The organism is Brevundimonas sp. SORGH_AS_0993 (genome assembly GCF_030818545.1).
GTDB lineage: Bacteria > Pseudomonadota > Alphaproteobacteria > Caulobacterales > Caulobacteraceae > Brevundimonas.
Map to the genome: position 1 here is coordinate 2,746,898 of NZ_JAUTAH010000001.1, position 21,530 is coordinate 2,768,427.

At 67.4% G+C, this 21,530-nt stretch carries 19 protein-coding genes and 1 tRNA gene; 11 read left to right on the forward strand and 9 right to left on the reverse strand.

All coding sequences use genetic code 11. The features are described from left to right. The first annotated feature begins 117 nt into the window (after positions 1-117). From QE389_RS13540 to QE389_RS13555, 4 genes are all read left to right on the forward strand, one after another. Positions 118-879: an SDR family oxidoreductase gene (locus tag QE389_RS13540; protein WP_307368310.1), complete on the forward strand. Its 762-nt coding sequence runs from the start codon at positions 118-120 to the stop codon at positions 877-879. 5 nt (positions 880-884) lie between these two features. Then, positions 885-1,283 (forward strand): dihydroneopterin aldolase, encoded by a 399-nt coding sequence (folB, locus tag QE389_RS13545; RefSeq protein ID WP_373458322.1) that lies wholly within the window; start codon positions 885-887, stop codon positions 1,281-1,283. Between the two features lie 92 nt (positions 1,284-1,375). Next, positions 1,376-2,047, forward strand: a complete 672-nt coding sequence (locus QE389_RS13550; protein WP_307368313.1) for a hypothetical protein — start codon at positions 1,376-1,378, stop codon at positions 2,045-2,047. A 132-nt stretch (positions 2,048-2,179) separates the two neighbouring features. After that, positions 2,180-2,464 carry a GNAT family N-acetyltransferase gene (locus QE389_RS13555; protein WP_307368316.1) on the forward strand — a complete coding sequence of 95 codons (285 nt, stop codon included), beginning with the start codon at positions 2,180-2,182 and terminating at the stop codon, positions 2,462-2,464. Positions 2,465-2,479: 15 nt separating this feature from the next. Here the strand turns inward: QE389_RS13555 and QE389_RS13560 are convergent, their stop codons facing one another. From QE389_RS13560 to msrA, 6 genes are all read right to left on the reverse strand, one after another. Further along, the gene (locus tag QE389_RS13560) at positions 2,480-3,460 is read right to left on the reverse strand and encodes an SDR family oxidoreductase (RefSeq protein ID WP_307368319.1); all 981 of its coding nucleotides are present in this window, start codon (positions 3,458-3,460) and stop codon (positions 2,480-2,482) included. Positions 3,461-3,521: 61 nt separating this feature from the next. Next, the gene (locus tag QE389_RS13565; RefSeq protein ID WP_307368321.1) at positions 3,522-3,839 is read right to left on the reverse strand and encodes a hypothetical protein; all 318 of its coding nucleotides are present in this window, start codon (positions 3,837-3,839) and stop codon (positions 3,522-3,524) included. A gap of 110 nt (positions 3,840-3,949) precedes the next feature. Then, complete coding sequence (gene mdoH, locus QE389_RS13570) at positions 3,950-5,950, reverse strand: glucans biosynthesis glucosyltransferase MdoH (RefSeq protein ID WP_307368323.1); 2,001 nt, start codon at positions 5,948-5,950, stop codon at positions 3,950-3,952. A 114-nt stretch (positions 5,951-6,064) separates the two neighbouring features. Next, positions 6,065-7,912 carry an acyltransferase family protein gene (locus tag QE389_RS13575; protein ID WP_307368325.1) on the reverse strand — a complete coding sequence of 616 codons (1,848 nt, stop codon included), beginning with the start codon at positions 7,910-7,912 and terminating at the stop codon, positions 6,065-6,067. A 65-nt stretch (positions 7,913-7,977) separates the two neighbouring features. Further along, on the reverse strand, positions 7,978-9,306 hold the full coding sequence (locus tag QE389_RS13580) for a VOC family protein (protein ID WP_307368328.1): 1,329 nt from the start codon (positions 9,304-9,306) through the stop codon (positions 7,978-7,980). 68 nt (positions 9,307-9,374) lie between these two features. Next, positions 9,375-10,025 (reverse strand): peptide-methionine (S)-S-oxide reductase MsrA, encoded by a 651-nt coding sequence (gene msrA, locus QE389_RS13585; protein ID WP_307368331.1) that lies wholly within the window; start codon positions 10,023-10,025, stop codon positions 9,375-9,377. Between the two features lie 140 nt (positions 10,026-10,165). Between msrA and QE389_RS13590 the strand changes: the two genes are divergently transcribed. The 5 genes from QE389_RS13590 to QE389_RS13610 all read left to right on the forward strand — a co-directional run bounded on the left by QE389_RS13590 (position 10,166) and on the right by QE389_RS13610 (position 17,340). Then, positions 10,166-10,255, forward strand: a tRNA-Ser gene (locus QE389_RS13590). 250 nt (positions 10,256-10,505) lie between these two features. Beyond that, a complete protein-coding gene (locus tag QE389_RS13595) occupies positions 10,506-11,294 on the forward strand; it encodes an ImuA family protein (RefSeq protein WP_307368334.1) in 789 nt (262 codons plus the stop codon). Continuing rightward, on the forward strand, positions 11,185-12,747 hold the full coding sequence (locus tag QE389_RS13600; RefSeq protein WP_307368337.1) for a DNA polymerase Y family protein: 1,563 nt from the start codon (positions 11,185-11,187) through the stop codon (positions 12,745-12,747). Before QE389_RS13595 ends, QE389_RS13600 begins: the two co-directional genes overlap by 110 nt. Next, entirely contained in the window at positions 12,744-16,121 is a 3,378-nt protein-coding gene (locus QE389_RS13605) for an error-prone DNA polymerase (RefSeq protein ID WP_307368340.1), read from the forward strand. The genes QE389_RS13600 and QE389_RS13605 overlap by 4 nt, the downstream gene beginning before the upstream one ends. Positions 16,122-16,503: 382 nt before the next feature. Next, positions 16,504-17,340 carry a hypothetical protein gene (locus QE389_RS13610; protein ID WP_307368344.1) on the forward strand — a complete coding sequence of 279 codons (837 nt, stop codon included), beginning with the start codon at positions 16,504-16,506 and terminating at the stop codon, positions 17,338-17,340. A gap of 55 nt (positions 17,341-17,395) precedes the next feature. Here QE389_RS13610 and QE389_RS13615 read toward each other — a convergent pair whose 3' ends face one another. Beyond that, a complete protein-coding gene (locus QE389_RS13615; protein WP_307368347.1) occupies positions 17,396-18,523 on the reverse strand; it encodes a hypothetical protein in 1,128 nt (375 codons plus the stop codon). Positions 18,524-18,750: 227 nt separating this feature from the next. Further along, on the reverse strand, positions 18,751-19,293 hold the full coding sequence (locus tag QE389_RS13620; RefSeq protein ID WP_307368350.1) for a DUF1353 domain-containing protein: 543 nt from the start codon (positions 19,291-19,293) through the stop codon (positions 18,751-18,753). A 45-nt stretch (positions 19,294-19,338) separates the two neighbouring features. Between QE389_RS13620 and QE389_RS13625 the strand changes: the two genes are divergently transcribed. Next, the gene (locus QE389_RS13625; protein WP_307368353.1) at positions 19,339-20,079 is read left to right on the forward strand and encodes a hypothetical protein; all 741 of its coding nucleotides are present in this window, start codon (positions 19,339-19,341) and stop codon (positions 20,077-20,079) included. Positions 20,080-20,133: 54 nt separating this feature from the next. Beyond that, the gene (locus QE389_RS13630) at positions 20,134-20,910 is read left to right on the forward strand and encodes a hypothetical protein (protein WP_307368356.1); all 777 of its coding nucleotides are present in this window, start codon (positions 20,134-20,136) and stop codon (positions 20,908-20,910) included. 26 nt (positions 20,911-20,936) lie between these two features. Here QE389_RS13630 and QE389_RS13635 read toward each other — a convergent pair whose 3' ends face one another. Continuing rightward, positions 20,937-21,515, reverse strand: a complete 579-nt coding sequence (locus QE389_RS13635) for a hypothetical protein (RefSeq protein WP_307368359.1) — start codon at positions 21,513-21,515, stop codon at positions 20,937-20,939. Positions 21,516-21,530: the final 15 nt, after the last annotated feature.

Here is a 21,530-nt window from a genome sequence, read left to right on the forward strand (position 1 = left end):
CGCCCCATCCCGCTCTAAGCCGAAACGGACAACAGGAGCATCCCATGCTGGCTCTCGGCATCATCTTCGGCTTCATCGCCGTTCTGGCGGCGTTCAACTATTTCGAATTCGGTCGGGTTGACTGAGGTGTCGGCCCGCGCGGGGCGGGGCGTCGCCCTGGTCACGGGCGGGGCACGGCGGATCGGGCGGGCCATTTGTGTGACCCTGGCGAAGGCCGGGTTCGACGTGGCCATCCATCATCATGCGTCGGGCGGCGAGGCGCGCACCCTGGCCGATGAGATCGCGTCTTTGGGACGGCGGGCCTGTCTGTTGCAGGCGGATCTGACGGACGAGGCGCGGGTGCGCGCCCTGGTCGGAGAGGCGGCCCAGGCCCTGGGGCCGGTCACGGTCCTGGTCAACAACGCCTCGGTGTTCGAGGACGACCGCGTCGGCGGCCTGACCCGCGAAAGCTGGAACAAGCATCTGGAGACCAATCTGCGCGCGCCCCTGGTGCTGGCGGAAACCTTCGCGACCCAGGCGTCGGAAGGCGTGATCGTCAATCTGCTGGATCAGAAGGTGCTGAAGCCGGACCCGCGCTTCTTCTCCTACAGCCTGTCGCGGAACGGCCTGTGGTGGGCGACCCGGACCCTGGCCCAGGCCCTGGCGCCGGGCATTCGCGTCAACGGCGTAGGGCCGGGGCCGACCCTGCCGTCGATCCACCAGACGCCCGAGGCGTTCGCGGCCGAGGCGGCGGGCACCCTGCTGGAGCGCCCCGGCAGTCCCGAGGCGGTGGCCGAGGCGGTGCTGTGGCTGATTGACGCCCGGATGGTCACGGGCCAGATGATCGCCGTCGACAGCGGCCAGCACCTGGCCTGGCGCACGCCCGACATCCAGGAGTAGACCGCGTGACATCCCCATTCCCCGCGACGCCGGTTCCGGCCGAGGCGCCGGTGCGGTTCGAGCGTCTGGACGTCTTCGTGCGCGGTCTGGAGGTCGAGGCGGGCATCGGCGTCTATGATCACGAACAAGGCCGACTGCAGCGGCTGGTGATCGACGTGATCCTGGCGCTGGAGCCCCGCCCGATCGAGCGGCTGGGCGACACCATCAACTACGAGACCGTGGCCGAGGCCGCGCGCGCCATCGCCGCCGAGGGGCATGTGGGCCTGGTGGAGACCTTCGCTGAACGGCTGGCGCGGGCGTGTCTGGCGGATCGTCGGGTGCGGCGGGCCACGGTGCGGATCGAAAAACCCGGCGCGCTCGACGCGGTCGCGGCGCCGGGTTGCGAGATCGTTCTGGCGCGCTGAACCCTCGCGCACGGTTGCGTCGATTCGACCGGGCGGCCATCATCCGCCGATGAGTCCTGCCGCCCCGCGGCGTGAGAGAAGCGTTCGAACCCATGGCCGAAACCGGCGATCCGAAAGGCCCGTCCCCCGAAGACGCGCACCGCCCGGCGCAGGACGATCCCGACGCCCTGGTCGGCTTCGTCTCGCCCGCGTCGCTGACCGGCCAGCTGCGGCCCAGGCCGCCCGAACCTGAATCAGAGCCTGAAGCAGAGCCTGAACCCGACCTGTTCGATCCGCCGGCGCCCGATCCGTTCGACCGCACCGCGCCGACCATGCCCACCGCGCGGTTCGAGACGTCCAAGCCGGTCTCCGTCGCGCCGGAAGACGATTCCGCCGCGCGTTCGCACGGACGCTCTGGCCGCCGACCGATGGCCGAGCCGGAAGCCGCGCCGCCGGTCGCGGCGCCGATGGGCCTGTTCGCCGTCTATGTGCTGATCCTGCTGGCGGTGCCGACGCTGGGTGTCGCGGCCCTGGCGGGGCTCGTCGCCGTCACTGGCCGTGAGGGGCCGCGCGAGCCGATGGCCGCCAGCCACTTCACCTATCAGGGACGTACCCTTTGGGGGGGCGCCGTTGGTTCGGTGATCGGCGCCCTGCTGGTGGTGGTCAATGTCGGGGTGCTGGTCCTGTTCTTTCTGGCCGTCTGGGTTCTGGCGCGCGGGGCCTACGGGGTTTTGCGGCTCAAGAGCGGCAAGCCGATCCCGCATCCACGCGGCTGGCTGTTCTAGGGGGCCGACCGTTTTGGCCGAAACCGCGCCGGGGTTCCGGCTGAAGCCTGAATCAGGCTCTCGCTTGGATCAGGCTTTAGGAACAAAGGCGCCCCGGCGGCCTTATCCCTGAAACGACGACGGGAGAGGACCATGGGCGACCTGAGGGACGAAACGGCGGACCAGCGGTTCTTGCAGACCTTCGAAGGCCAGACTGGCGCGGGGCGGGTGTGGGCCGACTACGCCGTGCGCGACGGCGTCCACTTCATCCTTCATGTGGAGGCCGAGCCGTCGCTGCGCGGAACCGGGGCGGCCGGGCGGTTCATGCGGGCCCTGGCCGATCACGCGCGCCAGGACGGGCTGAAGCTGGTCCCGCGCTGCAGCTATGCGGTCGTCTGGTTCAGGCGTCATTCCGAGTATGACGACGTCCTGGCCTGACGACCGCGCCGGGCTCTAACCCCCGGAATAGCCGCCTATGATGGGCAGGACTTCGCCTGTGATGAAGCTGGACATCTGGGGCGAGGCCAGGAAGACGTAGGCGGGCGCGATTTCTTCCGGCTGGGCCGGGCGTTTCATCACCGTCTTCGCCCCGAACTCGGACACGGCCTGCTCGTCCTTGTCGGCGGGGTTCAGCGGGGTCCAGACCGGGCCGGGCGCGACCACGTTTACGCGAATGCCGCGCGGCGCCAGATGGGTTCCCAGCGAGCGGGCGTAGGCGTGGATGCCGCCCTTGGTCAGGGAATAGTCCAGCAGGTCCTCATTGCCCAGGATGCCCGTGACCGAGCCGGTCATGACGATGGCGCCGCCGGCCTTCATGTGCGGCACAGCCGCCTTGGTCATGTTGAAATAGCCATAGAGATTGGTCTTCAGCGTGCGGTCGAAATGTTCGTGGGTCAAATCCTCGAACCGATCGACATGCTGCTGGAAGGCGGCGTTGGGGACCAGGACGTCCAGCCGGCCGAAGGCGTCCAACGTCGCCTGAACCGCGGCCTCGGCGAAGGCCGGATCGGCCACGTCCCCCTTGAGCACGACGACGCGGCGGCCTTCGGCCTCTACGGCGGTCTGGGTGTCGGCCGCGTCTTTATCCTCGTCCAGATGACACAGGACGATATCGCAGCCTTCCCGCGCGAACAGCACGGCGACGGCGCGGCCGATGCCGGAATCGCCCCCGGTGATCAGGGCGGCGAACCCGTCCAGCTTGCCCGATCCCTTCCAGAACGGGGCGTCGTACATGGGGGCGGGGTCCAGCGCGGCCTCGTCGCCAGGCTTGGTCTGATGCTGTCGGGGGAAGGGCGGCTCGGGGTACGGGCGGGCGCCGGCCTGGACGGCGCCGCCCTTGCCGCCGGAACGGGCGGTCTTGGCGTCGATGTCGCGCTGAATGGCGCGTTCGTGGTCGGCGACCTTGTCGGCGCGGTCGATCGTGCGGTCGTCCATGGCGAACCTCCTGTAAGGGCGTGAGCCCTAGGAAGCGGCCGAGGCCGATGGCCGTTCCAGCTTAGCCGACGCGACCGACGATGGTTCTTATGGTTTCGGCCTTGGTCGGCAGGTCGGCGGCCAGCCGGGCGGCGATTTCGCGCGCGCCGACCGGATAGGCGTCGCCGCCAGCCGCGATCTCCCTGGCCTTTTCGGCGGCCTGCATCAGCAGGCGCTCCAGCTGCTCGATCTCTTCCAGCGCGAGGGCGTGGGCTTCGAGCTGCAGGCGTTTGACGCGCTCGGCCGTCGTCTCGGGTGCGCGCATCAGGTCGTAAACCGCGGATTCGACGCCCACCAGCCGCAGATCGGGTTTGGCTTCGCCGCCGGTCTTCTTGGTCATGGAATCGTTCCCCAGCACAGGCTTAACTCACAAGTAGAGCCTGTTAGGGCGCAACGTCGAGCTTGACCGTAACGGTTGTTGCGACCCTGTGGCCGCGGCGCATCGTTCGACTACAGTTCGGGGGCGCGGGCCGGGACCATGGCCGGGGCGGCGACGGGGGCCAGGACGCCGCCGGCGACCGCGCGCAGGGGCGAGCGGGGCGTGTGCAGCACGGCCGGATTGACGCTGACGCCGTCCTGGGCGGGCGTGACCAGGAAGCCCTTCTTGGCCAGGGCGTCGCCTGAACGAACGCGCGAGGTCCAGACGCTGATCGGCGCGGCTAGCAGCAGCGGCAGGACGATGGGCGCGAACCAGGTCGCCAGATCCGGACGGACGCACAGCGGCGCGACAAAGCCGACCCCGGCGATCATCTGCCAGCGCATGGCGCGGAAGGCGTCGGACCAGGCCAGGCCGTCGGCGTCGCGCTGCTGAGCGGTCCAGCCGGCGTCGTGCCCGGACAGAATCTGGATGAAGGCCTTGGTGTTGGCGACCATCAGGATGGGCGCCAGGATGGCCGACAGGGCGATCTCGGCGACCATGCCGCGGGCGATGGCGCGGCGGCCGCCGAAGGCGCGGCGTTCGGCCGGGCGGCTCAGCACCAGGGCGGCGCCCATGAACTTGGGTCCGATCAGCAGCACGCCCGACAGGAAGGACGCCAGCATGAAGGGCGTGAACTGCGGGTTCAGGATGTAGAAGAAGCTGGACCAGTCCACCGGATAGAACATCTGGATGAACAGGCCGGTCATCAGCGACGCCAGCCACAGGGGCGAGGACAGATAGGCCATGCAGCCCATCAGCAACTGGAGGCGGCTCATCGGCGACAGGCCCTTGGCCGTGATCAGGCCCAGGTGCTGCAGATTGCCCTGGAACCAGCGGTGGTCGCGGCGGATGAAGTCCGTGATTGACGGCGGGGTTTCTTCCCAGGAGCCTTCCAGGGCGGCGGTGACGTGCACGGCCCAGCCGGCGCGGCGGAGCAGGGCGGCCTCGACCACGTCATGGCTCAGGATATGGCCGCCGAAGGGCTTCCTGCCCTTCAGGTGGGGCAGACCGCAGCAGTCGGCGAAGGCGCGCGTGCGGATGATGGCGTTGTGGCCCCAGTAGCTGGATTCAGAGCCGGTCCAGTAGGCCAGGCCGGCGGCGGCCACGCGGCCGTACAGACGCACCGAGTACTGCGACACGCGGGCGAAGACGGTGCGCGCCTTGATGATGACAGGGGCCGTCTGGATCAGGCCCACGCCGGGATTGCGCTCCATGGCGTCGACCATGCGCAGCAGGGTCTCGCCCGCCATGGTGCTGTCGGCGTCCAGCACGATCATGTTTTCGTAGGCGGCGCCGAAGCGACGAATCCAGTCGGACAGGTTGCCGACCTTGCGTTCGGTGTTCTGAAGACGACGGCGGTAGTAGACCTTGCAGCCCGCGCTTTGGCGGAAGCTCTGGAACACCGACAATTCGGCGGCGGCGGCCTCTTCCTTGGTCGAGTCGCTCAGCACGAAGATGTCGAAGGCGTCGGCCGCGCCCAGGCGCGCCAGGGAGGCGTCGATCTGGGTCAGGCGCGCGAAGGAGGCGCGGGCGTCCTCGTTATATAGCGGCATCAACAGGGCCGTGCGCGTGCGAGGCAGGGCCGGATGCGGCGAAAAGGCCAGGTCGGCCTGATCCTTGCCGCGCAGCATGACGAACAGGCCCATCAGGCCGCTGACGAACCAGCAGGAGATGGCGGTGATCAGCACCATGAACAGGCCGAACGCGACCATCTCGGTCCCGTCCCAGCCCTTGCGGGCGTACAGATAGAAGGGTGTGATGGCCGACAGGGCGGTCAGCACGACGGTGCCGGCCAGCAGCGTCAGACGACGAAGGGCCACGGCGTGCGGCGAGGTGGCCGGGGTCGCCTGGGCGACGACGGTGGGGGCTTCCAGCGACTGCACGGGCATGGCCAGCGGCGCCTCGTCGGGCAGCCACGACCAGGCGGGCGCCTGCGTCGCCGCGTTCATCGTCTCGACTGCCGCCTGGTCGACAGTCCGGATCGCCAGCTTGTTCATGCCGTTCTGGACGCCCCCGAGTTGACCGATCGTCATTCCGAAGGCAGGAACGACGCGGGGTGCTGCACTGCAACACGCCCAGCATCATCGATCACATTCGCGCGATTTTCAATCACGCAATGTTGATGGCGTCAAAAAATTCATGGGTTTTCACGCTGGAACGTCGAAGGCGTCGGCTTCGCGGCGGCTTGTCGTCGATTCCGTGGCGAGCGACAGCAGTTTACGGTCCAGAACCCAGGCCGCAACCCCTACCCAGCCCACCAGGACGATGGCGTAGGCGCGCTCCCACCAGCCGACATTGGCGTCATTGACCGTGCCTGGCAGGACCAGATGTTTGGTCACGACGGTCAGCACCGCCATGACCACGAAGGTCACGCCCAGGAAGGCTTTCAGACGGGGCATGTCCCGCCGTCGCGTCAGGCCCCAGAGCAGCAGCAGAGGCGCCAGCTGAATGCCCAGGGCCAGGTTGATGACCATGTGGCGCGGGTCCGGCCAGGGATAGAGGGTCGAGCCGGCCATGCCCGCCCCGGCCAGCACGAAGACCACGGCGATGACGGCGGCGGCGACGCGCGCGCCGGTCAGGGCGAAGATCGCCAGGCCGAACCCCAGGCCGGCCAGCCCCGCCATCACGCCCGCGACGAAGACCCCGCCGTTGAAGATGATCGGCGCCTGGGCCGAGGCGCCCCCCAGCTCGCTCAGATATTGGGTGGCGTTGTCGAAGCCCGGATAGGCCAGGATGGCGACGGCGACGACGGTCAGGGCCAACAGCGGCGCGGCCACCCCCACGCCCAGCAGGCGGCGACGCCGATCGTAGCGTCGGCTGGGCCGCAGCAGACCCTTCAGGTCCAGCGGCCAGGGCCGGCCGTCCAGCGGCTTCAGCCCCCACAGCGGTCGGATGGCGGGAATGCGTTTGACGACCTCATAGACCGCCAGGCTGCCCAGGAAGGTCGTCAACGCCAGCGCCAGCGCCTCAAGCCCCGCAGGCAGGTTCGCCGGCCGCAAGATCCAGACGGCGGCGACCAGGATGGTCTGGTGCGCCAGATAGAGAGGAAAGGTCGCCTCGGTCAGATACCGCAGCACAGGCCCGCCCTTGTCGCGCAGATGGCGGCTGCCGAAGCCCAGGATGGCGACGATGACGCCCCATTGATCGACGCCATAGACCAGGGCCCGCGGCACGCCCCAGAAGGCGTCGGCGCCCGGATGCCAGACTTGCACCATCATGATCGGCAGGGCGACCGCGCCCAGCGCCAGGCCGACCCAGCGGTACCGCTCCATGTCGCGCCACAGGCTTTCGCGCCCCACGATGCAGAAGCCGAACAGAAAGGCGGACAGAGACAGGGCGTGGTTGTACCAGTCCCACTGCAGGGTGTTGGTGATGCCGAACCACGGGAACAGCCCCCAACGGATCAGGGTCAGATAAAGGATCGGCAGCAGCAGAAGCCGCGGCCCCCTCAACGCGCGCTCCAGTCCGCGGCCCAGGGCCTCGATCAGGCCCGGCCGGCGCCACAGCAGCACGGCGACCACGCTGTAGGCGGCGATATAGACGATGAACCACAGGTGGTTGACCGGCACACCGTCCGACAGGCCGCGCCAGCCGAACTCGTGACCCAACCAGGCGATGAAGCCGGCCACGCCGCCGGGCCAGCCGCTCTTGTCCATCGCCTCGATCCAGGACTGGATCGGCACCAGGAACAGAGCGCCGAAGATCAGGGGCGGGACCAGCCGTTCGAAGCGGGCGCGCGCGACCTGGCGCGGGGTGCGCCGCGCAGTCATGAACCGCAGCGCCGCGCCGGACACCAGGAACAGCAGCGTCAGTCGCCACGGATTGGTGATCAGGATCGCCTCGCGCATCCAGGCGAAGGTGTGCGCGCTGTGGACGTGCCAGTCATAGACGCCATAGACTAGACCGACATGATAAAGGATCAGCAGGCCGAACGCGCCTACGCGGATCCAGTCCAGATCGTATCGGCGGGCGGTCGGGGCGACAGGCGGGTTCACCGCCGCGTCTATGATCCGCCCCGGCTCCTCAGGCAATATGGCGGATCGTCCCAAACGGCGGCAGGTCAGATCAGGACCGACCGCGACAGGCCCAGCGCGGTCAGGGTGTCGGCCAGGGAGGCGTCCTGCTCGGCCTGATACAGGGCCATTTCGTCCAGCACCGGCCGGCCCAGCGCCTGTTCGAACTCGGCCTTGGCCGGATCGACGGCATAGGCGGCGGCCCGCGCTTCGGCGCCCAGGTTGGACTGGAAGATCCCGGCCGCGCTGACGGGCAGGAAGTCCTCATAGGTGATCGGCTCGGCCGTCACGGCCTCCTGGGCGACCAAGGCGTCCAGATCGTCGGTCTCGGCCCGCTCGGCCAGGCCCTTCAGCGTAGGGCGATAGCGGAACCAGGCCAGGCCGCCGCGACGCAGGGCCTCCCAATCGTCGGGCAGGGCCGAAAAGTCCTTCTTGGCCAAGGCGTCGTCATAAAGCGCCCGGCCCGTCGGCGTCAGGGCGCAGCCGCGCTGCTCGATCTCGCCGAAACGGGCGGTGTGAACCCCGGCCACGACGCCGTCGCCGGAGGGGAAGGCGATCGCCTCCTCCAGCGCCTTGAAACTGGTCTGACGCAGCAGGATCGGACAGGCGCGGGCGGGCGGCCCCTCGATCGTCTCCTTGGGCGTTATGCCGTGTTCGGGCATGGCCGCCTGGGCCGCGTCTATGTCCAGGGTGCGCGGCGTTAGGTGGTTGATGTGCGGCCCCTTGAAGCTGACCACGTCGGCGATCAGCCGGTGGGCCGCGACCAGGCGGGCATAGGTGTCGGCGCTGACCGTGGCCTGGGCGTGCCAGCGGAAGGTCTCCAGCAGTTCGGCCACGAAACGGTCGGCCTGGTCCGTGTCCAGCCCGCCGTTCGCCTCGGCCAGGGCGATCAAGTCGCGCGCGCCGGGCGTGAAGATGTCGCGCCGCGCCAGGGCCTCGGCCGCCTCCTGGCGCAAGGCCGCGTCCTCGATCAGCTCCAGCCGCAAAAGAGAACAGAAGACCCGGAACGGATTGCGCGACAGGGCGCCCGGATCGACCGGGCGGAAGGCGGTCGAATGCACCGGCACGCCGGCCGGGGCCAGATTGTAATAGCTGACGGGCTCCATCCCCATGACAGCGAAGGCCCGGCCGATCATGGCCAGTTCGTCCGCTGTGCCGACGCGGATGGCGCCGTGACGCTCTTGCGACAGCCGCGCCAGTTCGCCCGAGGCGGCCAGCCGGTTCGCCACGGCCGAATTGGCCTCCAGCACCCGCGCGTTGATGTCGGCCACCAGGGTAAGCAGCGCGCCGTACTGAGGCACTTCGGCCCGGTACATGGCGGACAGGGCGGCCGAGAACCGGCTGCGGATCTCGTCAGAATGGACGAAGGCGGACATGATCGCTCCCACTTTTCGTCGATCCATAGGCCGCGCGGGCGGCCGTGGAAAGCGGCCGGCCCTCGGCGTCAGGCGTTGACGCCGATCCCGATGGGGCAGACCACCCCAGTCCCGCCGATGCCGCAGTAGCCGGCCGGATTCTTGGCCAGATACCCCTGGTGATACCCTTCGGCGTAGTAGTACGGCCCCGCCGGAAGGATTTCGGTGGTGATGGTTCCGCGCCCGGCCTTCGTCAGGGCGGCCTGATAGGCGTCGCGCGACGCCTCGGCTTCGCCCTGCTGTTGATCGTTCAGCGTATAGAGGGCCGAGCGATAGGTGGTGCCCACGTCGTTGCCCTGGCGCATGCCCTGGGTTGGATCGTGGTTTTCCCAGAAGACTTTCAGCAGATCGCCATAGCGGACGACCTTGGGGTCGAACACGACCTTGACCACCTCGGCATGGCCCGTGCGGCCGGTGCAGGTCTCTTCATAGGTCGGATTGGGCGTGATACCGCCGGAATAGCCGGCCGAAGTCACCCACACCCCCGGCGTCTGCCAGAAGATACGCTCTACCCCCCAGAAACAGCCCATGCCGAAGATCGCCGTCTCGAACCCTTCGGGATAGGGGCCTTTCAGAGGATTGCCGCTGACGAAATGCCGCTCGTCGGTCGCCAGGGGCTCGGCCCGGCCCGGCAGGGCGGTTTCGGTGGTGGGCAGTTCGGCGTTCTTGGCGAACAACATCGGGGGCTCCGATCTCAAGGAAAACGACTTCGCCCCTATATGGGAACGTCGCAGGCGCTTGCCGAGGGGGCCATGGTGTTCTATCAGGCCCGCCTCCCGCCGGATCGACCTCCGGCGGCGCGCACGACGTGGCGTGAAACGGACAGGTGGCGGAGTGGTCGATCGCGCACGCTTGGAAAGCGTGTGTAGGTGAAAGCCTACCGAGGGTTCGAATCCCTCTCTGTCCGCCACGTTCTGTGTAAAATCAGATACTTAAGCCAAGAAATCCATTTCACCCATCAACCCATCCATCAATCGCTCAGCGCCTGAATTCTTAGGCCTAGGGGGGTGGTTGGGTCACGAGATGACCGCGCGCGAAAAAATAATTGCGTCGGCGCTTCATCGCGCAAGCATGTCCATTATCTCGTAAATCAAGCCTCTCCTACGCGCTGCAACCGTCCCGCTTGACTCCATGCTAAAGTCGAGGCGCATATGGAACATATGAGGAACATTTACTCGCGGCCTGACGCTCTGACGTCGCTGAAGACCCGCCTGGAGGTACTGGATCGGGCGAGCAGTCTTCGCGCCAGCTCGGGTATGCGCGAGGGAAATGACGACGTCCTGGCCCCTTTAGGCGCAGGCGTGGTTCACGACCTCTACGCCGCGGGGCCCGCAGACGCCGTGGCGGTCAACGCATTTGGTCTTGGCATGGCGCTGCGGGCGGCGGCGGGGCGGCCCATAGTCTGGGGCCTGCACGAGATGATGGCCCAAGAGGCGGGACGGCCTCATGGCCCAGGCCTGCATGAGATGGGGCTGTCGCCCCGCGATCTATTATTGGTGAGGACTCGCGATGTGCAGAGCCTGCTGGCTGTGGGCGAGGAAGCTCTGCGCAGTCCGGCCGTAGGCGCCGTCCTGCTCAGCGCCTGGGGCGAGGCCAAGGCCTTTAGCCTGACGGCCAGCCGACGGCTGGCGCTGGCGGCCGAGAACGGCGGGGCGACCCTGTTTCTGGCGCGTGCGGGCGCCGCACCCCATCCCAGCGCCGCCGAGAGCCGATGGTCGGTGTCGTCTTGGGCTTCAGAACCTCTGGAAGGGGGCGCGCCGGGGCGACCGTCTTTTTCCGCCACCCTGCTGCGGCGGCGCGGCGGGGGCGAACCGAGAACCTGGACCTTGGAGTGGGATCGTGACGCACGATCCTTCCGTGAACCGGCGACGCTATCTGGCGCTGTGGTTCCCCTGGCTGCCCAGCGACCGGCTGAAGCGTGGGGCGCGGGCGGCCGACGCGTCGCCTGATCCCGCGCCGGTCGTTCTGGTCGAGAAGGTCGGCGGCGCTCTGCGTCTGGCGGCTGTCGATCAGGCGGCGGCGCGGGCGGGCCTGACGGCTGGGCTGACCCTGGCCGATGCGCGGGCGCGAACGCCGTCCCTGCGCACCGTCGTTCATCGCCCCGAGGCGGATGCGATCCTGTTGCTGCAGGTGATGGAGGACTTCGGCCGCTTCACGCCCATGATCGCCGAGGATGCGCCATACGGTCTGATGCTGGACATCACCGGCTGCGCCCATCTGTTCGGCGGGGAGGCCGGCCTGGTCCGCGCCGCGCATCAGCGTGCAGGGCGCATCGGACTGACGGTCCGCAGCGCCTTGGCATCCACGCCTCAGGCGGCGCGGGCGCTGGCCCGGTTCGGGCCAGGGGGTCTGTTCGCGACCGGGGCGGATCGACAAGCGGTGCGCGGCCTGCCGGTTGCGGCGCTGGATCTGCCGGAACGTGACGCCCAGGCGCTGCGGCGCGCCGGGCTGAAACGGATCGCCAATCTGGACGACCGGCCGCGCGCGCCCCTGGCCGCCCGCTTCGGGGCCGACTTCTCCGCCAGACTGGCGCGTGTTCTGGGCGACGAGGATGTTCGCATCACGCCGAACCACCCGCCGCCGCCCATCGTCGTGGACCGCGTCTTCTTCGAACCCATCCTGACCGATACGGATGTGGAGCGCGTCCTGTCCGACCTGCTGATCGACACCGCCGATCAGCTGGATCAGGCGGGCCAGGGCGGGCGGGAGTTCGAGGCCGGCTTCTATCGCGTTGATGGCCAGGTTCGCCGCATCGTCGCGCGGACCGGCCGTCCGACACGTGATGCGGACGCGTTGCTGCGTCTGTTCCGCGAACGGCTGGCGGCCCTGTCCAATCCGCTGGACCCCGGCTTTGGCTTTGATCAAATGCGGCTGTCGGTTTTGGAAACCCAGACGCTGAAACCGGCTCAGCGCGGTCTGTGCGACGACCGCCCCAATGGCGAAGACCTCAGCCGCCTGATCGACCGACTGACGGCGCGGCTGGGCCCCGGGGCGGTGTTGAGTTTCGAACCGCTGGGGTCGCATATCCCCGAGCGCGCCGGGCGGATGGTCCCGGCGACGATGAAGACCCCGCGCCCCGCCCATGACTGGCCCGATCTCGATCCGGGCGATCCGCCCTTGCGACCGCTTCAGATTTTCGATCCTCCCCAGCCCGTCGATACCCTCGCCGAAGTGCCGGACGGTTCGCCCCTGCGGTTCCGATGGCGTCGGGTGCTGCACGAGGTGGCTTTGGCCGAGGGGCCGGAGCGGATCGGCGGCGAGTGGTGGCAGGTGCCGGATCAGAAAACCCGCGACTATTACCGCGTCGAGGATCGCGAAGGCCGACGCTTCTGGCTGTTTCGTCAGGGCTTGTATGGCGAAACGGACGAGCCGCGCTGGTTCGTCCACGGCCTGTTCGCATGACCGCGCCCGCCCACAAACCCACCTTTGGGCCCGCCTATGCCGAACTGGCGGCGACCAGCAACTTCTCCTTCCTGCGTGGGGCGTCGCATCCGAAGGATCTGGTGCTGACCGCGATCTTGAGAGGGCATACGGGGTTGGGTCTGGCCGACCGCAACACGGTCGCCGGCGTGGTGCGGGCCTGGAGCGCCCTGCGCACCATTCGCCAGGAGGGTCTGTCGCCGCCCGATGTCGTGCGTGACGGAGGCGGCCCCGGCGAAGTCACCTATGTCGAGGATCCGCTGAACAATCCCGCCCTGTCGCAAATGGTCAAGGATCGGGCCGCGACATTCAAGCTGGCGACCGGCGCCCGTCTGGTCTTCAACGACGGGACGTCCGACATTATCGCCTATCCCGAGACGCGCGCCGGCTGGGGACGACTGACGCGGCTGCTGACCCTGGGCAATCGACGGGCGGTGAAGGGGCATTGTGAGATCGGACTGCGCGATCTGCTCGCCGCGCCAGAGGATTTGCTGCTGATCCTCATGCCGGGCGCACGGCTGGACGGCGTGGATCAGACCTTGGCGCGATTGCTCGATGCTTCGCCCGGTGCGGTCTGGCTGGGCGCGATCATGGGGCGAAACGGCGACGACCGTCGAAGACTGGCGCGGTTGAAGACATTCTCGGAGCGAAGCGGAGCGCCGCTTCTGGCCGTCAACGACGTCCTCTATCATGATCGGGTTCAACGCGATCTGCAGGACGTTCTGACCTGCATCCGCGAAGGCGTGAGGATCGAGCAGGCAGGGCGGCTGTTGAACGCCAATGGCGAACGCTGGCTGAAACCGCCCGCCGAAATGATCCGCCTGTTCCGCGACGCGCCCGATGCCGTCACAGAAACCACGAACGTCCTCGCCCGCGTCGGCTTCGATCTGGGCGACATCAGCTACCAATACCCAGAAGAAACGACGCCGCCGGGCCAGACGCCACAGGCCTGGCTGGAGCGCCTGACCTGGCGGCACGCTGAAGTTCGCTATTCCAAAGGTATTCCCGACAAGGTGCGACTGCTGCTGGAAAAGGAGTTGACCTTCATCGCAGAGGCCGATTACGCGCCGTACTTCCTGACCATCTACGACATCGTCCGCGTGGCCCGCGACAAGCGAATCCTGTGCCAGGGGCGGGGTTCGGCCGCCAATTCCGCCGTCTGCTATGTGCTGGGCATCACGGCTGTGGACCCGGCGGAATCCGACCTGCTGTTCGAACGCTTCCTGTCGTCCGACCGAGGCGAGCCGCCCGACATCGACGTCGACTTCGAGCACGAGCGGCGCGAGGAGATCATCCAGCATATCTACGAACGCTATGGCCGCGAACGGGCGGGCATCGCCGCCACCGTCATCCGCTATCGCCCCAAGAGCGCCATCCGCGACGTGGGCAAGGCCCTGAGCCTGACCGAGGACGTAACCGCCCGTCTGGCCGCCAGCCAGTGGGGCAGTTGGGGCACCGAGATCGGCGACCGCCATGTCGAACAGGCGGGATTGGACCCCGCCAACCCCATGATCCGACGCGCGGTGAAGATGGCTATGCGGCTGCTGAACTTCCCCCGCCACCTGTCCCAACACGTCGGCGGCTTCGTCCTGACCCAGGACCGGCTGGACGAACTGGTCCCCATCGGCAACGCCGCCATGCCCGACCGCACCTTCATCGAATGGGACAAGGACGACATCGACGAACTGCGCCTGATGAAGGTCGATGTGCTGGCGCTCGGCATGCTGACCTGCATCCGCAAAGCGTTCGACCTGATCCGCGCCCATGCGAACAAAGATTGGGCGCTGCACACCATCCCGCGCGACGATCCCGCCGTTTACGACATGCTGTGCAAGGGCGACTCCATCGGGGTGTTCCAGGTCGAGAGCCGCGCCCAGATCAACATGCTGCCCCGGCTGAAGCCGCGCAAACTCTATGACCTGGTGATCCAGGTCGCCATCGTCCGACCCGGCCCGATCCAAGGCGATATGGTCCACCCCTATCTGCGTCGTCGTAACAAGCTGGAGGAGCCGGACTATTCCAAGCCGGGGCCGCAGTATCCGCAGGACGAACTGGAGCAGGTGCTGAAGAAGACCCTGGGCGTGCCCCTGTTTCAGGAGCAGGCGATGAAGGTCGCCATGGTCGCCGCCGAGTTTGACGAGAAGGAGGCCAATGGCCTGCGCAAGGCCATGGGCACCTTCCGGGGCGACGGCACTCTGCACACCTATGAAGACCGGATGGTCGGCCGCATGATCGAACGCGGCTATGATCCGACGTTCGCCCAGCGCTGTTTCGATCAGATCAAGGGCTTCGGCTCCTACGGCTTCCCGGAAAGCCACGCCGCCTCATTCGCGCAGTTGGTCTATGTCTCGTCGTGGATCAAACGCCACTATCCAGCGGCCTTCGCCTGCGCCCTGTTGAACAGTCAGCCTATGGGCTTCTACGCCCCGGCCCAGATCGTGCGCGACGCCCGCGAACACGGCGTCGAGGTTCGGCCGGTCGATGTCTCCTACAGCGGCTGGGACAACAGCCTGGAAGATTCGGACAAGACGCCGGCGTTACGGATCGGCCTGCGCCAGATCGATGGCTTCCGCGAAGACTGGGCAGAGGCGCTCGCCGCCGCCCGCGCCGCCCCCTTGTCCGACATAGAGGCTCTGGCCCGACGCGCCGCCCTGCCGTCCGCGGCTCTGCGCAAGCTGGCCGACGCTGACGCCTTCCGCTCGCTGGGGCTGGATCGACGCGAAGCCCTGTGGGCAGTGCGCCGTCTGCCCGACGACGCCCCCCTGCCTCTGTTCGCCGCCGCCGACGCCCGCGAACTCGGCGCCGAGCCCGACGCGCGCCTGCCGACCATGGCCTTGGGCGAGCATGTCGCCGCCGACTACCAGACCCTGCGCCTGTCGTTGAAGGCGCACCCCATGGCCATCCTGCGCCCGATCTTCGACGCCGAACGCCTCCTGACCTGCGCCCAGACCGAGGCGAAACGCGGCGGCGCCCCGGTGCGGGTCGCGGGCGTGGTTCTGGTGCGTCAACGCCCCGGCAAAGGCAACGCCATCTTCGTCACCCTGGAGGACGAAACCGGCATCACCAACGTCGTCCTGTGGGCGCGGATGTTCAAACAGTTCCGTCGCGAGGTCATGGCCGCCCGACTAATGGCGGTCGAAGGCGTGGTGGAGAAGAGCCCGGAAGGCGTCGTCCACCTGGTCGCCCGCCGCGTCGTCGACCGCTCCAGCGAACTGTCCCGCCTGTCCGAAGACCACGACACCTCAGTCCAGCTCGCCCGCGCCGACGTCGTCGCCAACCCCCAGCCGCCGCGCCATGCACCGCATCGCCATCCGCGCGACGTGCGCATCCTGCCAGGGTCGCGGGATTTTCACTGAGCGCCAGAAGCGGACATTGCCCCATTGGGCAAAAGCAGACGCTCGGGGTCGCTAACGGCGGGCGCGAATTTCCTGTCGCTTGGCTAGAGCGAAGCGCGCGTGAAGTGGCCGTTGCGCTCCAGAAATTACAGGTGCTCCAGACCGGCGTCGCCCTAAGCCTGCAGTGGAAGCGGAAAGCCAAGCTTTGTGCGCCGTTCTGCCAAGCCCTTGCGCCTAGAACGGACTCGGGCGACAGTTTCGATGGCTCTGAGCAGGGGCCTACCGCTCGCCCTTGGTAAAGCTGGTCTCCAGCCTGCTGGTTCTAGTGATCCAATCTTTCCATGATCCGGGTCCGCACGACGGCAGGCGAGCGACGTCCATGGCGCGCCCCAGGACCATTGAAATGATCGAACATTCCCTGTCCCAGCCCCTGTATGGCATCAAGGTTCTCGCGAAGGATCTGAAGAAAGCCGAAGGCCTCCAGCATGCCAGGGCGCTCGACCGCGCCGCTGTGCGCGCCGGCTACCAAAACTTCAGGCACGCCCGGAACCAACTCGCCTGCCTCGGCCCAAGGCCTCGCTCCGAGCCGGTCGTCCCGACCTGGGTAACTGTCGCCTGGCGGGACGCCGCCACCGGACAGGGCGGGCGGGAGACCTGCCTGGTTCCCCTCTCGCGTCCGATATCCACCGTCGTGTCCCGCGCGCAGTTGGCCGTCGCTCAAAACCTCGGCGGCTTCTCCGTGAGGGCGGCCGATCATCTGGTCTCGGACCTTCGAGCCCAGCATCAAAACGGCGCCCGATGGCAGGCGGCCGTCGCTGCGCGCACCTTGCAGTTCATCGACGCCACGGGTCTGAAGCCAACCTCCAGCGCCCGACGCATCTATCCTGGCAGCCGTTCGGCCAACGCTGTCCCGGAGACGGATCACGGGATCGGCTGGTACGATCCTGGGACGCGCACCTACCTCTACACCGACGAGCCTTACAACGGGTCGGTTGAATCGGTCGCCCAAGCGCGCGAGGCCTGGGTCGAGCGCCATAAGTGGGCGATGCTCAAGCCGACCTGGCGTGGCATGCACCGTCCGGGGATAACCGAACTCTTTGTCATGGCACCTCGGAGCTATGATCTGGATCGCGTAGGCGAGGCCCTCGATCGCCTGCCGGCATGGCCCGACGCCTGGCCTGGCCTGTCCCGCACGTTCGGCGACGGCTTCACAACCCCGGCGGAGGCGAAGGACGGCTGAGCCCGCAGGCCGAAGCGGCGCCGAGGGGGCGGTCCCGTCGGCGCCGGTCGCCGCTTCAACCGTTGACGCGGGGAGCTTCGGGCATGGCCTGAGCCATTCGTTCTACGGTCACAGCGAATGCCTGGGGGTCGTCGAGCGCCGCGCGCAGTCCGTCCTCCCAGTCCGGTTGTGCCCGCGTCCAACGCGCGATCCGGGCTTGGTCGAGCCCCCGCGGCCCGGACCAGTAGTCGAGGATCTTCGCCGGGGCCTGGGTTCTGACCCAAGCGCCCTGGTCGGGGTGAATGCCTGTGAAAAGTTGGACGGCCAGCGCGAAGCTCTCGATCTCCCCGTCTCGGGCGAGATCGGATAACACGCTTGAGACGGGACCGGACGGTGAGACGTAGGCCGCAGGACCCTGTTCGGAGATCGCCTTGGCGATCCGGGTCGCATCGGAGATTCCGATCAGGTTCAGCGCTTCCCTCAGCGCGCCATAGCTCTCGTCGCGCGGCTCGCCGCCCGACGCTTCGTACTCGGCAAGACTGATGGCGCTGTCGAACACTTTGTCCTGGAGGCCTTCCGGCGGGTGGATGCGGAGAACCCCATTTCCCGACAAATCGGTCTCGGCCCAGGACACGATACCCGCCTGCTGCAATCTCTCGAACTCACGGGGGAAGTGAGCATGCTCGACCAGGTCATCGAACAGGGTCGCAAGGTCGCTGTCATAGACGAAGTCCAGGGTCTCGGGATCCATTGAGGGGTAGCCGAGAACCCGGCTGCTCAGGACTGTCTCGACGATCTCCAGACGAAGTCTCTGGCCGACGCCGGAGCCGGGCCGCAGGAGCGGCGTACTGCTCCGGTGAAGCACGCCGGTGCCGAAGTGGTAGGGAAAGACATCGCGGAACCAGCGCCGGGGGATGTCCGGATCGATCTCGTCGTCGCACTCCGTCCATCCGTCCCAATCCGCGCGCACGGGAGCATGACACGCGAATGGCAGGGCGGCCAGCAAACGACGACGGTAGGCGGTCTGTTCGACCGGACGCTCGCCGGTCGCAAGTGAAGCCTCCATGTCGTGCCAATCGCGGAATCCGCCGGCTCTCGCCACGGCGGTTTGACAACGGTTTAGGGGGTAGAGAAGCCCGCTTCTGTCGAAGAGGCTCTTGAGGGTCTTGGCGCACGCCTTTGCGCCCTTGGCTGTGGAATACACGCGCAATCCTTGTGGCTCGGCCAGGTCGAAACGCGCTGCTCGTTCCTGCGGCCGGGTGAAGGATGCGGTCGCCGAAAGGGTCTTATAATCGTTGGACCAGAAGTCCTTCGCCAGGCAGCGGCCGCGCCGACGTTGACGGCACGCTCTATCGTTAGAAGAGCCGCGGGGGATTTACAGGCCCGATTGCAGCGGAGGCCTTGGTGGGCTGAAGGGAGCGATCGACCAGCCTAGTGACCGGGCGTCGCCTTGACTGCCGCGCCCGGCCTTGGAACCGCCTTCCTGCCTAGCGTCGCGCGCTCCGCTCGTAGCTCGCCGGCGCGCCGCCATCCTCCGTGCCCGCCGAGCCGGACGGCGATCCAGATGACGGTCCGCTCGAGCCAACCGATCCGGCGATCAATCATGCCTTCCAACAGGATGGCGTCAGCTTCCTCGCGGCTGTAGGGCGAGGCGCGGCTCACGCCGTCGGTCTTGCGACCCCACAGGCCGTCGCCTTGGGCGTCATAGAGGAAGTCGTGCACCACCGCGGCCTTTACCCACGGACCGTCCGGCGGATAGAACGACCAGACCAGCCGCGGGATCGAGGCGAAGTCCGTGACAAACCCCGCAGGGACCACGATCGTGTCCTGCCGCTCGGGCCCCGCGTGATAGGTTATGGGGCGCTGCAGCGCCCACAGTGATCGGCCTGCCCGGATCGCAGGGGCGTCCCTGTTGTCGAGCAGAACAAGATAGAGTTTGTGCACAAAACGGCTGTTTGACTTGCCCTCGGCCATGTCGCCTCCGCAAACTGCTCAACTCACGATGGAACGAGGCGAGCAGTGAGTCAAAAGACCGGCGACGACGAGTTTGGCGGGTTCAATCCGGGCCAGTCTTTCAAGGTGACAAGGGCCACCCCTGAAGACATCGCGCGGTTCCATGAAAACCGAGCCGCCGTCTTCCCCACCGCCCGCTACGGCGCGATCCGCCAGCTCACGGAGGAGAAGGTCGACGCGTTCGAAGCGGCGCTCGAGGCCGGCCCGGAAGAGGGTATCCAGCAGGCCCTGACCGACTGCCCCTACCTTCTGCAGTACGCGACGCCGAACTCAGGCCATCACGGTCTCTGGGCGTTTCCCAAGGAGACAATCCGACCGCGCTCGGCGCTCGACGATCCGGGCCTCATCCCGGACTTCCTTATCGTCACCGCCTCGTCGCTCGGTTACTTCTGGCACATCGTCGAGCTGAAGCGGTTTGACGCCGACTTTGGCAATGCGGCCGGAGACGGCTTCAGCACGACGGCGCACAAGGCGATCGCCCAGTGCAACGGCTATCTCGAGCACCTCCAGGACTACATAGACACCGTGAGGGCCTCGCTCCGGCTCAAGAAGCTCATCCAGCCCACCGGCGCGGTTCTGCTGATCGGCGACTCGGATCGCGAGACGCCACGCCAGGTCGATGTCCGACGGGCGTTCGTGCGCAATACGCCCCGCATCGATGTCGTCACCTATCGACGGCTCCTGCATGGAGCGCGTGCTGATCTGATGTTCCACGCAAGCGCCGCCGCCTGGCAGGAAATCGGCTAGCGACCGGACGGACCCGGCCCAAGGGCCCGGACCGGCAAGAAGACGGAGCCGAACATGGTCTACACAGCCGAACAAACGCGCCATATGAGCGAGCAGCTCGAAGATTGGATGGAGCGTGAGTCGCGCCTCACCACCGACCTGTTCGCGCTCGCTCTGCCCCGGGCGGAACCTCGGGAGATGATGCAGCACGGCGTCAGCCGCCGGCTCTTCGATCTGGCGCACGGGGCCCGACGGGTCTTCGAAATTCTGCCGCCGGAGGAAGAGGATCCGGGTCCGCAGGCCATCGCCGACGCCACAGCCTTTCTCCAGGCCTTTGTGATCAACACCTTCGGCGCGATGGACAATCTGGCCTGGCTCTGGAGCCTCCAAGCTCACATCACGGCGGCGAACGGCAGACCCCTGCCCAGAAGCCGGATCGGGCTGACGCCCGGCCACGGCGATCTGCGGGCCAGTCTCTCTGATCGGACCCAAGCCTGCCTGACGCGGGCCGACCCCTGGTTCGACTATTTGGAAGAATACAGGCACGCCCTCGCGCACCGGATCCTCCTGTATATCCCGCCAAGGACGCTTGATGACGAAGACACCGCCGAGTTCTGGAGGCTCGGGGCCCAGGTCGGACATGAGGACTTGGACTGGGCACGCTGGGGCGAGGTCCTCGCCGCGCAGCGACGCTTGGGGGTGTTTCAGCCGGTCATGATGCATGCCTGCGGCGAGGCGGCGCGTCCCGTGTGGTTCCACGGCCAGATGATCTGCGACTTCGCCACCGTCATCGATGTCGGCGAGCACATCTTGGCGGACTTGCAGGCCCTGCCGCCCGAAGTCGGAGGGTGACGGACAACGCCTGTGATCAAGGGGGGCTACATTCTGGGCTTTGCGTGTCGGGCTGCATCGCCCTTCACGGCCCCCGTCTGCGGATCGACGCGCTGGAGCAAGTCGTCGAACCACTCGAAACTATCAGGATCCGCCGCTGCGGCGAGTGGAAGGCCATGAAGGTGGGGCTGGCCCTCGTGGAAGGTTCCAACTGTCTGGCCGCCGCCGCTGGGGCGGAGCGAGGCCATCTGGGGCGCTCCTCCGGACAGAGGGTCGGCACCGCTGGAGATGGCCTCGCAGAACGCCATGTAGATCGATCGGCTTGTCCCGCCGATGTCGGATTCGCTCCAGCGCTTGGCCTCCGCCTTCAACGCGCTGGATCCCGAACCCGCAGTCACGATGATCCCCGGAGCGGCCTCTCCGATCTCGACCGCTTCGTCCGTCCAGATCCTTCCAGCTTTGTTGAATGAGGTCCGCCACAGGAGCGGCTTGGCCTCCTTGCCCTCGCCCGCACGGCTCGCGTGGACGACGGTGAAGTTCTCGTCCGGAGCATCGTGGCGACGCTGGAAGGAGTTCTTGAGACCCGCAACGACGACCTCGTGCCGCTCTTCAGGTGTGGCATCCACGCCGAACAGCGCTCC